This is a genomic window from Haloferax namakaokahaiae (genome assembly GCF_042663225.1).
GTDB lineage: Archaea > Halobacteriota > Halobacteria > Halobacteriales > Haloferacaceae > Haloferax > Haloferax namakaokahaiae.
Genome location: NZ_JBHTAA010000001.1, coordinates 1,040,876 through 1,054,277 on the forward strand (window position 1 = coordinate 1,040,876; position 13,402 = coordinate 1,054,277).

The following is a 13,402-nucleotide window of genomic DNA, read 5'->3' on the forward strand; positions in this document are numbered from 1 at the left end:
GCGCGTCGGCCCGCCCTTCCGAGTAGACCAGCGAGGCGCGCTCAGTTGACGACCGCTTCTATCGACGCCTCCAGCGATTCGCATCGGAGCGACAGCGTGCCCGGTTCGAATCGACTCGTTCCGTCCGGCCGAACCACGTCGAAGGCGTCGGACGGAATCTCGAACTCGACGGTGGTCTCCTCTCCGGGAGCGAGCGAGACGCGTTCGAAGTCGAGGAGTTCCTCGACGGGCGTCACGACAGAGGAGTAGTCGCGGCCGCCGAAGAGTTGGACGACTTCGTCGCCGGCGCGCTCGCCCGCGTTTTCGAGGGTGACCGAGACGGAGAGTTCCTCTCCTTCGAGTACGGCGTCCTCTGCGACGGCGAGGTCCTGGTACTCGAAGGTCGTATAGGAGAGTCCGTGGCCGAAGGCCCACAGCGGGTCGTACGACGGGAGGTGTTCGTCGGGGCCGATAGGGTGCGGGTGGGGCAGGTAGTTGTGCCGGACGGGAAGGTGACCCTCCGAACGCGGGACCGAGATGGGAAGCTTTCCGCTGGGGTTGAGTTCGCCGAAGAGCGTCTCGGCGACTGCAATCCCGCCGTCTGCGCCGGGGTAGTAGGCCTGCACGATGGCATCGACGTGTTCGGCGGCCCACGAGACGGCGAGCGGGCGACCGGAGACGAGCACGAGCGCCGTCGGCGTGCCGGTCTCCACGACCGCTTCGAGGAGTTCCTGCTGGGCGTCCGGTAAGGTGAGTTGGGCGCGGTTCGGGAAGCGGTCGGTCGGGCCGTTCACGTCCTGCGGGCCGAACTCGTGGAGATACCAGTTCTCGCCGAGGACGACCACGGCGGCGTCGGCGTCTTCGGCGGCCGAGACGGCCGCATCGAGGTCGTCCGGGTCGTCGATTTTCGAACCCCGTTCGTAGGTGACCGACGTGTCGGCCGAGACGACCGATTCGATGCCCTCGCGGACGGTCGTCCCGTCGAGTTCGTCGTTCTCTTTGAGGCTCCACCCACCGACCTGATGCGTGAGTTCGTCGGCGTTCGGGCCGGTCACGAGCACGTCGTCGAGGTCCTGGTCGAACGGGAGACGGTCGCTCTCGTTCTTCAGGAGCGTCATCGACTTCCGTGCCGCGTCGAGAGCGACGGCGCGGTTCTCGTCGGTGCCGAGCGTCGCGGCCGACTCGTCGGCATCGACGTACGGGTCGTCGAACAGGCCCACGTCGGCTTTGAGTTCGAGGACGCGACGGACGGCAGTATCGACCACCGACTCGTTGAGTTGGCCGCTCTCGACCAGCGAGACGACGTGGTCCACGTGGTCGGTTTCGCCGAGCGAGTGTACGTCCACGCCGGCGGTGAGCGACCGGAAGACGGACTCTCGCGGGGTCCGTGTGACGCGGTGGTCCCGGTGGAGCATGTCGATGCCGTTCCAGTCGGAGGCGACGTAGCCCTCGAAACCGAGTTCGTCGCGGAGGACCTGCGAGAGCCAGTAGCGCGACCCGTGCGACGGCTCGCCGTTGATGGAGTTGTAGCTGGGCATGATACCCTCGATGCCTTCGGCGATGACCTTCTCGAACGGTGGCAGGAAGTCGCGGTAGAGCGACGAGAGCGACTTGTCCACGGGCGAGGCGTCCTCGCCGCGCTCTGGTTCGCCGTAGGCCGGGAAGTGCTTCGCCATGGCCGCGACATCGACTGGCGCGCCGCGGATGCCGCGGGCCTTCGCCGACGCGAGTTCCCCACAGAGGGACGGCGATTCGCCGAACGTCTCGAAGGTGCGGCCCCATCGGGGGTCGCGGGCGACGTCGCACGTCGGGCCGTAGGTGAGACTCGACCCGGTGGCGGCGACTTCGGTCGCCGTGACGGCACCGATTCGTTCGACGAGGTCGCGGTCGCGGGCCGCCGCGACACCGAGGTTGTGGGGAAACACCGTCGTCTCTTCGACGTAGGCGTTGCCGTGGATGGCGTCGATAGGGATGCAAATCGGGATGCCGAGGCGCGTCTCCTCGGTGGCGATTCGCTGGAGTTCGTTCGCAATCTCGACGACTTCCTCGGCGTCGCGGTGTGGCGACGCCCCGTACCCAAAGGGCGTCACGAAGCCGATTCCGTGGTCGCGGACCATCGATTCGGCGTCGTCGAGGGTTCGAGTCTCCTCCATCGTGCCGACGTAGGTGCCCGCGAGTTGACCGGCCTTCTCGCGGAGCGTCATCTCGCCGAGGAGCGTCTCGACGCGGTCGTCGGTCTCGTCAATCTGCGTCATCTGTGTTTCGTGAGTTGTCATACGTTCGTCGTGTTTGTAGTCGTCCCGCTTGCGGCATCGGTCACGGGCAACGTAGCAACAGTCGTCACTGCAGTCACAGTCGTCACTGAGGTCACAATCGTCAACGCAGTCACAGTCGGCGTCCGCGAGAGTCTACTCGACGGCGACTCGCCGCCCCAGAAGCGCCGCCGCACCCAGTGAGACGAGACATCCCACTGTCAGAGCGAGTCGCGGAACGCGCGGACCCATTCGCGGCCACGGCTCCTCGCCGTGGTCGAAGGCGAGGTTCTCGTACACCGTGATATCGTCGCGCTCGAAGACGACGGAGAAGTCCGAGTGAGACTCCAGCCAGTCGTACTGCCGGTAATCGGCTTCGTGGGCGAGGACGACGTACCGAACTCCGACCGACGCCAGTTGGTCGCCGAACGTCGGGTCGCTCGGCGATTCGAGCGCCTCGCGGACGCGCGTGTGCGTCGGGTCGGTCGCGTGGCTCTCGATACCGCCGATTTCGAGGTTTCTTCCTTCGACGACCGGTCGGTCGAAGTAGATCGAGGCCGGCGTGGCGATTCGTCGCTCGGTCCACGAAAACGTCAGATACTGGTGCCACGGGAGAAAGAGCGCCCGGCCCGTACCGTCGGTCCCCATCGCGTCGTTCGCGTCGTCCCACGACGCCGGATACGTCGTCGTATCGAGTTGTCCCGAGAAGCCCGCGAACATCGGCGCGGTGTAGGCGAGCGGTGACAACACGAGGAGTGCGACGAGCGCGAGAATCGTGAGACGGACGGTGTCGCGCCGGGGAGAGAGCGCCGCGAGACCCGACCGATGCTCTGGAAGGAGGGTATCGACACCGCGACTCCCGAGGACGGCGTAGGCCAACACCAACAGCCCCGCGAACTTCTGCGTGTCGCGCATCCCGCGGAAAAGTGGGATTACGTCGAACAGGGTTCGAACGAGGGGTTCGGAAAGGGCCGTGCTCACGCCGAGACTCAGCACGAATCCGACTACTCCGGCGAGGGCGAGGCCGCGAACCGTGGCATCTCGCCAGTGGTGGACGAGACCGGTGAGCGTACAGAACACCACGCCAGCGAACAGGAGACCGACGACCCACGTCGGGAGGAGTTCGAACGACGTGGTCGCCGCGCCGCGCCAGAAACCGTACAGCATCGCCACCGAGAGCGGGACGTTGCCGGCGACGGTACCGCGGGCGCTGAACACGGATAAATCGGTACCAGAGATGGACGAGAGGTGGCTCCCGCCAGCGAACGTGGCACTGGCGGCCGGAACGAGCCAATACGCGTTCACCGCCGCGGCGACGAGGCAGAACGTGCCGAATCGGCGGGCGTGCCTCCGTACGGCGTCGGTCCACGCGAATCCAGCCTCCCACGCGACGGAGGTGACTCGAACGTCCCACAGACAGCATCCGGCGAGTGCGACGAGCACCGTCGCGTGCGGGTCGAAGACGCTGACGAGGGTCGTCCAGCCGACGGCGCGGGCGAGCGAGCCATCGGACTCGGAATCGACGTACTCGTCGAACGCGACGACCGCCAGCGGGACGAAGGCGTAGCCCAAGAGGAAGTACCAGTGGCCGGCGAGGAGGCGGACGTAGACGAACGGGTTGATGGCGTAGAGCGTCCCCGCGAACAGCATCGCGGCGCGCGCTCGCGTGTGCGACTCACAAGCTACGTACATCGACAAGCCGGCACAGATGGGAATCGACAGCAGGACGAGTTTCTGAATCACCCAATCGTCGAGGACGAGCGCGAGCGCGTCGAGGGCGACGAGAAACGGGAGTCTGCCGTAGTACAGCGGTCCTTTGGTGTGCAGACCGAACCGGAGGTAGTCGGCGTTCGGCGCGAAAATCATGTCCAACGAGAGGACGTATCCCGGTCGCAACAGCGGGTAGAAGACGAGGAGGCTCAGTACGGTAAAGTACGCCGCGGGGAGGGCGTATCGGGGTGAACGACCGCGTATTCGCTCCGTGAAATCGGCGACGAACGCGGTCTGTCGGCTCATAGCCGCGCGCGGTCCCACTGCCGAGCGCGACGGCGGCGTTTTCTGACGGAGATGACGCCGAGCGCGCCCAGTGTGAGCACCCAGCTACCGGCCCACGCGTTCACGACCCAGCGACGAATCGTGCCGCCGGTCCACCGAATCTCGGACGGTTGGGCGTCGATGTAGCCGTTCGCCCAGCCGTAGGCGCGGAAGTGAGTGGCGTCTTCCGGTCCCTCCCAGCGTTCGTCGTAGGAGGTGTAGAGCACCGTCACCGGTCGGTCGTCGAACTCGCCTTCGACCCAGTAGTCGAGGACGACTCCGTCCGGGTGGTCGAAGGTGACCGCGCGGGCATCCTCGGGAACCACGTCGTCGAGTTCGTCGTCCGAGAGGAGCACACCGACGCCCTGCCGGTAGTCTTCGTCGTAGACGAGTTCGCCATCGAGGACCGTCTCGGCGTCGCGGATGCGAACGTCCGGGTCAACTTGGGCCGCCTCGCTGTCGTTCAAATTGACGCCGACGGCGAGGCCGACCGATTCGTTCGACTGCCTCCCGTCGATGACGACGCCCGGAACCGCATCGGTGTTGCTGGCGAACCCGACGTCACGTGGATACGTGGTCTCGCGGAGCGCCACTCGGTCGATGTGGACGCGCGTCGAATTGGGTCGGATGCGAATCGAGAGCGTCGAACCCTGTGCGACGACGGTCTGCGGCGTGTCGTCGAGCGCGTAACTCTCGCGTTCGACGAGGTTCTCGGCCGAGCGCGTTCCGTTGTACCAGTAGAGGAAGACGTTTCCAGAACCGGCGGCGTCGAGCGTGAGTTCGTAGGGTTGGCCCCGGCTCACGCCGGTCTCCTGGGCGATTGGGTAGATGTCGCCCGATTCGGTCACCATCTCGACGGCGTGGCCGTCTGTGGTGTTGACGACGGTGGTCTGGGTTCCGTTCTCGCCGTCCCACGACCACCAGCCTTCGAGTCCGTCGTCGAAGTCGCCGTTGGCGACGAGGTTCGGCCCGTCGGGGTCGATGGTATCGGGCGATTCGGGGTAGTAGAGTCGGTGGACGCCTTCCGACGTTTCGATTCGCTCGTGGTCGGTCGCATCCCTGACGCGGTAGACGGTGTACTCGCCCGAGGTGTAGGCGTAGTCGTAGCCGGCGCTCTCGTTGAGCGCGGCGTTGTAGTCTTCCGGCGACCCCCAGAGCCACGGTGCACCCCACCGTTCGACCACGCGCGGTTCTCCGAAGGTGATGTCCTCCGGCGGGTCGGACTCGACGACGACGTATTTCACGCCCTGTCGTGCGAGTTGAGGGCGGACCGACTCGGGGTCGTCGGTGAACTCGGAGAACAACCGCGAGACGTACTCGGTGTTCTGGATGCCGTGGAGGACGCCGCCGCTCTTGATGCCGAGGTGATTGGGGTAGGCGTGTCGCAGGCGAAGTTGGGTCGTGTAGCCGTACGGCACCCACATGACGGTCCCGTCCAGATTCTCGGTGAGTTCGGTCTGTTCCTGCGGGACGTAGTAGCCGTCGCCGCGAATCTCTTCGAGACCCAGCGCGCCCGACGCGGGCGCGGCGTACGCCAGCAGCGCGAGCATGACGAGACCGACGACGAGCGCGTTGTTTCGCATCTCGGCACCGCCGTCGGTGAGCGCGAGACGCGAGCGCGCCGACGTGGTCTTCGGCCAGCCAACGCGATTTTTCGGCCCGGAGAGGGCGGTTTCGAGACCCGCACCGAACAGGATGCTCAGACAGACCAGCAGCGGGTATTGCAGTTTCACCGGGTTGCGGAGCGACCAAACGGGCGGAAACACCTCGAAGAGGAACGTCGTCGCGCCGTACTTGGTCAGTACCATGAACGCGATGATGCTCCCGGCGATGCCGTAGTAGACGTGGAGACGGCGCTGGCGAACGGCGAGGAGGGCGATGCCCGGAATGACCAGGCCGACGAGCATCGCGGGGTCGGTGTTGTATCCGAGTTTGTTCATCGCCATCACGCCGTGGTTGCCCGCGAGGCGAGCGACCGAGAGGACGCTGGCTTCGGTGTAGTTCCACGCGAGGGTGGTCTCCAAGACGCTCTGGCCGGAACTGAATCCGAGCGCGCGCTGGAGCATGTGGTGGACGCTCGGCAGCGACAACAGGACGCCGAGCACGCCCGAGACGCAGAGTTTCAGGATAGTTCGCGGCGCGTCGCGGGCGCGGTAGACGAGGTAGCCCGCGAAGGGCGCGACCATCCAGAAGCCCAGCCACGGACTGACCGTCGTCGCCCCGAAGACGGCCCCCGTCTTCAGCGTCGCCTCCCACCCGTCGGTATCGACGATATCGTACAGGTAATGCAAGAGGAGCGGGAGTGCGGCGTAGCCGATGAGCGCCGCCATGCCGCCGTTGACGAACTCGCCGATGGTCAGCGGGTTGATGGCGTAGACGAACGCCGCGAGGTGCCGAACCGGAATCGACCCGACGAATCGCCGGGCGAACACCACGAACGCGAGGTAGCCCATCGGGAGGAACGACAGGAACAGGAGGTTCTGTGCGAGCACGCCGCCGACGAGCGTCACCGCGCCCATATAGAGCGGGAGGACGTGGTAGATGTACGAAAAGCCCAGTCCTTGTTCGACCCACACCTCGGTGAACTTCTCGATGCCACCCGTGCCGTAGAACGGCGGGAAGTCGCCGAACGTGTACAGTTGCCCGATGGTGATGCCGCGGAGCAAGTAGGCGTAAACGAGGAGGAAGACGGCGAAACACAGTGCGTGGACGTGTCTCGGAGCGATTCGAGGGTGTCCGCGCAAGTCGTCGAGTCGCCGGGTCATCTACAGGTAGCCGAGGTTCTTGAGTTTCTCTTCGACGGCCGCGTCGTGTTCGACGACGCGCTCGACGTTGCGGTCGGTGGGCACGTCCCGGCGTTGGCTGTTCGACCCGAGCAGACCGGTGCTCTCGCCGCGCATGCCTTCGGGGATGTCGATACCGAAGCCGTCGAGAATCGTCGGCGCGAGGTCGTAGAGTCTCGGTTCGTCGAACTCGACGTCTTCCACGTCCGGACCGCGAGCGGTGAGAATCCCGTTGCGGCGGTGGTGGGCGGTATTGTGGTGTCGCCAGTCGCCGTCGTACTCGAACAGCACGCCGGGCTTGACGATGTCGCTGATGCCGTAGTCGGTGTGTTTGATGACGAGGTCGGGCACCCGCACGTCGGCGTCGGGGTAGACGTTCTCGCCGTAGTACACCTCGTCGATGATTTTCTCGCCGTGTCTGTCGGTGACTTCGAGGAGTTTACTCCGAATCTCGTCCGCGACGGCTTTGTTTCGGGTGTAGATGAGCGGCGCGAGCGCGACGGCGTCGGCCTCCCAGTCGATTTTGTCCTGTAAGCCCTCCAGTTTCCGGTTCCCGGGCATCTGGCGAGCGACTTTTCGGAGGAAGCTCTCGGGGAGCGTTTCGAGGACGAGACCCGAGAGTCGGAGTTTCTGCATGAGCGCCAGCGACCGGTCGTAGTCCAGTCCGACGAGTCCGAACAGGTCGCCGAAGTCGAAGCCGTCGTCGTCGATGTGGATGTAGCCCTCCTGTTCGAGCCACGTGTTGAGGTAGAACCGCCCCTCCGTGTAGCCGAATCCGTGGTCGGACATGAGGACGACGTTCCAGTCGTCGCCCAACTGGTCGAGGAACCACGCGAGTTTCTCGTCCACCGACTCCCAGAACGACTTGCACACTGGCGAGTCCCACTCGGTGTGCTGGACCGTGTCGGTGAGATAGAGCGTCGTGTGGACGAAATCGGCCGTCTCGGTGAAGCCGAGCGCTGTCTGGAGTTTCGTCTCGACCGAATCGACCGCCTCGTCGATGTCGTCGGGGTCGCGCGAGAGGTAGTAGTCGGGGAGGATGGTGTACCCGTTGCGGTCGAGGGTGCGCCCGAGTTCGGCGGGGCGGGTGTAATCTTCCTGTTTGCCCGAGAAGGGACCGCTGATTTGCCACCCGTCGATATCGCGCGGCGGGTACGTCGTCGGCATGTTGACGACGGCGCTCTTGTGGCCGTGTTCGCCGAGGTAGTCCCAGAGTTCGCGCGTCGTGAACGACTCGTTCGTGACGGTCTTGAAGCGCTCTTCCTCGAAGTCGGGTTCGACGAAGGTGAACACGCCGAGGTCGCCGGGGTTCATCCCCGTCGAGTAGACCTTCCACGCCGGCATCGACAGCGGCGGAATACAGCTATCGAGCGTCGTCCGTCGCTCTTCGGCGAAGGACTTGATGGTCGGCAGGTCGTCGAGCCACGGGTCCAGTAGGTCCCACGTGGCACCATCGAGACCGACGACGCAGACTTTCATCCGCGCACCTCGGTCGGGTCGGCGGTAGTCGCCCGTGGGGTATTCGTCGTGCGGTTCTCGTGGGTGTTCGTCGTTCGGTTCTCGTGATTCGTGGTCGTGTGTTGGTGTTGCATTGGGTCGAAATTCAAACGTAGCCGAGGTCTTCCAGTCGCTGCTGGGCCATTCCCGAGACGCGAACGTCCGCTTGCTCGCCGTCCGGCCACGCGGGGAGTGCCTCTGTAAGTTGGCGTTCGACGTCGCTCGGAAGGTCTGTCGGCACTTCGTCGGGGAGTCGGAAGCCGACCGATTCGTCGTCGCGCCGCGAGACGACGAGTTTCCAGTCGGCCAGATAGGCGGCCTTCTTCTCGTAGCCGTAGCGGGCGCTCTCGACGAGCGCGATTCGGTCGGCGGGAACGCCCGACTGGAGCGGGACGCCGGTCGTCTCGAAGGCGTCCGAGAGCCCGGTCACATCGAGGATGGTCGGTGCGAGGTCGATGAGCGAGGCGAGACCGTCGTCGTTGTCGGTACCGGGGCTATCGTCGCCAGATTCGTCGTCGCCGGTCCCGAGGTCGAGACCATCGACTGCGAGGGGGACGCGAGCCAGCGACTCGTATGGCGTGCCGCCGTGGTCAACGCAGTAGGCGGGCCGGGAATCGACGAAGTGGTCCGCGTCGAACGCGGTGTGCTCCCAGAACGCTTCGCCGTGGTCGCCCGTCACGACGAGCGCGACGTCGTCGCCGAACTGGCGAGTGAGGGTGTGGTGGAGTCGAGCGAGTCGGTCGTCCACGTAGGCGAGCGCGGCCCGGTAGAGGCGCTTTCGGTGGTCGCGGTAGCGCTCGCCCTCGGGACCGGGGTCGGTGACCTCCTCGTAGTCCCACGTCGTGAGATGGGGAATCTCGCGGTCGATGTCGTACCGGCCCCAGTAGGGAAGCGGCGGCTCGACCGGTTCGTGGAGGTCGCCGACGTGAAGGTACGAAAACGTCCTGTCGCGGGGGCGTTCGTCGAGCCACTGTTCGTAATCGCCGAAGACCTCCTCGACGGCCGCCTTGTCGTAGACGGCGTGGGATTCGAACCGCCCACCGATGGCGAAAAACGGCATGTGGAACGCGAAACCACCGTAGGTGTCGTAACCCGCGCTGCCGAGTACGTCCGAGAGCGTCTCCCGGTCGTCGGGGAGTTTCGGCGGGATGACGAGGTCGGTCGAGCCCGTGTCTGACTCGTCGGACTGCCGAACCGCCCCGTGTTCGTGCGGATATTCGCCGGTGACGAGCGACGAGACGGCGGGGAACGTCCACGGTGCTGGCGTCACGAGGTCCCGCTGCAATCGTTCGTGGAGGAGCGGACTATCTTCCTCCGTGACGGCGTCCGCCCGGAGCGCATCGACGACGACGCAGACGACGTGACTCGGCGCGTCGGGAGCGGGGGTCCGCGACGGGAGTCCCCGCTGGCGATTTCGGTACTCGCGGTTCGCCTTAACCGTCAACACGCGGTTGTACGGGCCCACGAGTCGGCGTTTGAGGCTCTCGGGAAGCGACTCCATGAGACGGCGTTTCGCCGAATCGACGCCGTCGGCGACGACGGCCGAGGGGGGTCTCCCGTCGGTGGCGTCGCCCGTCACGGCCGACCACCCGAGTCGTGGCCGCTCATACGGCAACCCCCCGTACGACCACCTGCGGACTCATCGCGCAGTCACCTGCTCTCTGAGGAGCGAGACCATTCGCGCGGCAGTGTCGCTGATGGTGTAGGAAGACGCCGCTTCGGAGTTCGCGTGCGCGAGGCGCTGGAGGCGTTCGTGGTCGGCTTCGAGTTCGAGGAGCGTGTCCGCGAGTGCCGACGCGTCGCCTGGCGCGTAGAAGGCGGCGTCACCGCCCGTTTCGACCGTCGAGGTTCGCATCCCATCGACGTCTGAACTGACGACGGCCGTTCCGTAGGACTTGGCGAGTTGGAAGACGCCGCTGACGCCGGTACAGGTCTTGTAGGGCATCACGACGACCGAGGCGTCCTGCCAGACGCGGTCCATGTCGTCGTCTTCGATGTAGCCCGCGAACTCAACGCCCGGTCGGTCGCCGTACGTCGCTTCGAGGGTCTCGCGGTGGTTCGGAAAGCCCGGATGCGACCCGCCGGCGACGACGAGTTCGGCGTCGGGAATCGCCTCTCTAACCTGTGCGAACGCCTCGACGACCGTTTCGATGTCCTTGGTCGGACTGAGGTGGCCGAACACCATGACCCTGAACTGGTCGGGGAGCGTCGGCAGGCCACCGTCAGCGTAGGCGAACGTGCCGTGGGGGACGTGGTGGACGTTCGAGGCGTAGTAGCGCTCGTCCACGATTTCTTTGTACTCCGAAGAGGTAACCGTCGAGGCGTCGCCCATGAAGGCGACTTGCGTGGCGAGGCGAGCGCCGGCCCGTTGAACGAAGCCGAAGTCTTCGTCCACGGCGTCGGCTTCGACCACTTCCATCAGGTCGTGCATCGTCGTCAACACGGGGATGTCGTAGACGTTCGTGAGGAGTGCCGGAAGGGTGAGACCGATGAAACGGTGGACGTTCTCGTCGCCGAAGTACGTCATGTGAATGTTGAACTGGACGGCGTCGTAGTCGCCGGCGAGGAGTTCGTCGAGGAGGGCGCGGGCACCGTCGAACGAGTCGCGGTCCCAGACGCGCCGCACCTCGTAGCCACGGCGGAACTCGACCGGCGGGGCCGAGTCGCTCCGTTGTGCGAGGACGGTCACGTCGATGTCGTCGCGGCGGCCGTAGGCCCGGGCGAGTTCCTCGCCGTACTCGGCGAGGTGGCCGCGGGTCGGGGGATGTGACGTGACGAGCGCGACGTTGGGCGTGTCGGCGTCAGAGGAGCGAGGGGCCGACGGGCCGCGAATCGACGCTCGAATTCTGTAGAGCGACCGGAGCATGTCGGGGACGTCTCGCGTCGGCGAGACGCTGCTGTCGCCGGGGTCGTCCCAGTCGATGGACAGCTCTTCGACCTCGTAGCCGTTGTGGTGGACGCGAGCGACGAGTTCGGTGTCGAAGGCGAATCCCGTCTCGCTCATGCGACCGGCGACGCGCTCCCAGACTTCCGCGCGGAAGGCTTTGGCCCCGCACTGGAAGTCTTCGAGCGGCGCGTTGGTGACGCGTCGAGCGAGCGAGCGGTAGCCGACCGCGAGACACTGTCGGAGCGGGGTCTGTGTCTCTCGGCAGTCGCCGTCGAGGTCCCGAGAGCCGACGGCGACGGCCGCCGACCCGGATTCGACCGCGTCGTAGAGACGGTCGAGTTCGGCGACCGGGATGGCCCCGTCGGCATCGACGTAGCCGACGATATCGCCGTCGGCGACGTTGAGACCGTCGATGAGCGCGCCGCCTTTGCCGCGGCGGGCGTCGCTCACGCTGGTGGACGTTCCGGAGTCGGTCTCCAACGAGTCGAGCATCGCCCGCATCGCGTCGTCGGGGTCGTCCGCACAGACGACCACCTGATGCCACCCAGCATCGTGGAGGTCTTCGACGAGCGAGACGACGGTCGCAGGCGTTTCCGCGTAGACCGGTATTACGACTGACCGGGTGAACTGGTCAGACGGCGATTCGAACTGATTTGAGGGTTGTGTCGTGTGTAAACTCATGAGTGCACCTCGATGATTCCGAGGACAACGAGCGTCGCGTTGCCCGCGAGTAGGATGTGCAAGAACTGGAGCGGAGATGCGTGGAAGACTCCCATGAGAGCGATTTCCACCACCGAAATGAGGGTAAAGACGTAGACGAACCGGTTCCGCGAGCGGGCCAGTTCGAAGTTGAGGACGACGCTGGCGAGCGCGAACGCGAGTATCGAAATCCCGTACCACTGGAGCAGCGGCACCGCATCGGCGTACGCCGCGCCGTAGAACGTGGTGAGGACGAACTCGGGGACCACCCAGTAGGTCACAGCCCCGAGTCCGGCGATGACGGCCGTATAAAGCATCGCCCGGTTGAGCAACGCGTTCGTGGCCGTCTCGTCTCCTCGCTGTGTCGAGACCTTTGGGAACAGCGCGGTGCTGATTCCCATCGGCAGAAAGATGAGAATCTTCCCGAGCACCGAGGCCGCGACGTACAGCCCCGCGAGTCGGGAGGGGAAGAATGCCTTCGCTAAGAGGACGTCAACCGTCGTCGGGACGGTAACACAAAAACCGGTGAGGATAGCTGGAAGCGTGTAACGGTACGCCCGACTGAAGTCGAACGAGGACGTGGAAGGAATGGTGTCCGGCAGTCGCCGGCGGACGTGCAGCGTCGTCAACCCGAAGACCACGACCGAGGCGAGAACGAGTGCCGTGAAGGCACCGAACACGCCGTAGCCGAGGAGCACGAGCACGACGCCCGCTGCGAGTTTGACGCCGGCGAGCAGGACCTTGTAGCCGCCGAGTGGGGTGAACCACTGGACTCCCTGGAGCGTGCCGAAGTTCACGGTGAGCGCCAGACCGAACGGCGCGGTGCCCGCGATAGCGACGACGAGCAACGTCGGAGAGACGTCGAGGAAGTCGCTCAGAATGGGGGCGGCGGCGACGAGTGTGACGAAGATACCGATGCTGAACAGCATCGACTGGCGCAGGAACTTCCGATGGAAGGAAGCCAGCGCGGGGCCGTCATCGACGAGTTCTGCGGTGAACCGAGTGGCGCTGAACCGGATGCCCCGGCCGAAGACGTTGACGATGTAGAACAGCGCGAACAACGCGCCGAACACGCCGTACTGCTCCGGACCGAGCGCGCGGCCCATGAACACCTGAAAGGCGTAGTTGAGCGCCCCGCTGGCCACCGTTGCGATGGCGATGATGCTCCCGTGGGCCAGGAGGTCGTCGCCGAGGACGTGTTGACGGATGACGGTGACCGGAGACGTGGCGAACTGTCGAATGCCGAAGTCATCGGTATCCTGCGACATTAC

General features: G+C 65.4%; 7 protein-coding genes. All 7 read right to left on the reverse strand.

The features are described 5' to 3' along the window. Positions 1–41 precede the first annotated feature (41 nt). On the reverse strand, positions 42–2,255 hold the full coding sequence (locus ACFQJC_RS05655) for a glycoside hydrolase family 3 N-terminal domain-containing protein (RefSeq protein WP_390222273.1): 2,214 nt from the start codon (positions 2,253–2,255) through the stop codon (positions 42–44). Between the two features lie 132 nt (positions 2,256–2,387). Next, positions 2,388–4,247 carry a hypothetical protein gene (locus ACFQJC_RS05660; protein WP_390222274.1) on the reverse strand — a complete coding sequence of 620 codons (1,860 nt, stop codon included), beginning with the start codon at positions 4,245–4,247 and terminating at the stop codon, positions 2,388–2,390. Next, the gene (locus tag ACFQJC_RS05665) at positions 4,244–7,030 is read right to left on the reverse strand and encodes a hypothetical protein (protein ID WP_390222275.1); all 2,787 of its coding nucleotides are present in this window, start codon (positions 7,028–7,030) and stop codon (positions 4,244–4,246) included. The genes ACFQJC_RS05660 and ACFQJC_RS05665 overlap by 4 nt, the downstream gene beginning before the upstream one ends. Next, positions 7,031–8,527, reverse strand: a complete 1,497-nt coding sequence (locus ACFQJC_RS05670; protein ID WP_390222276.1) for an alkaline phosphatase family protein — start codon at positions 8,525–8,527, stop codon at positions 7,031–7,033. It abuts the gene before it with no gap. Positions 8,528–8,651: 124 nt separating this feature from the next. Continuing rightward, positions 8,652–10,124, reverse strand: a complete 1,473-nt coding sequence (locus ACFQJC_RS05675; RefSeq protein ID WP_390222277.1) for a sulfatase-like hydrolase/transferase — start codon at positions 10,122–10,124, stop codon at positions 8,652–8,654. 60 nt (positions 10,125–10,184) lie between these two features. Beyond that, complete coding sequence (locus ACFQJC_RS05680; protein ID WP_390222278.1) at positions 10,185–12,113, reverse strand: glycosyltransferase; 1,929 nt, start codon at positions 12,111–12,113, stop codon at positions 10,185–10,187. Beyond that, complete coding sequence (locus ACFQJC_RS05685) at positions 12,110–13,399, reverse strand: oligosaccharide flippase family protein (protein ID WP_390222279.1); 1,290 nt, start codon at positions 13,397–13,399, stop codon at positions 12,110–12,112. The genes ACFQJC_RS05680 and ACFQJC_RS05685 overlap by 4 nt, the downstream gene beginning before the upstream one ends. Positions 13,400–13,402 lie beyond the last annotated feature (3 nt).

Excerpts from the sequence above, each read along its gene's own strand:
- ACFQJC_RS05660 (WP_390222274.1), bottom strand. The coding sequence starts at position 4,247 with ATGAGCCGACAGACCGCGTTCGTCGCCGATTTCACGGAGCGAATACGC.
- ACFQJC_RS05680 (WP_390222278.1), bottom strand. The coding sequence starts at position 12,113 with ATGAGTTTACACACGACACAACCCTCAAATCAGTTCGAATCGCCGTCT.
- ACFQJC_RS05665 (WP_390222275.1), bottom strand. The coding sequence starts at position 7,030 with ATGACCCGGCGACTCGACGACTTGCGCGGACACCCTCGAATCGCTCCG.
- ACFQJC_RS05655 (WP_390222273.1), bottom strand. The coding sequence starts at position 2,255 with ATGACAACTCACGAAACACAGATGACGCAGATTGACGAGACCGACGAC.
- ACFQJC_RS05670 (WP_390222276.1), bottom strand. The coding sequence starts at position 8,527 with ATGAAAGTCTGCGTCGTCGGTCTCGATGGTGCCACGTGGGACCTACTG.
- ACFQJC_RS05685 (WP_390222279.1), bottom strand. The coding sequence starts at position 13,399 with ATGTCGCAGGATACCGATGACTTCGGCATTCGACAGTTCGCCACGTCT.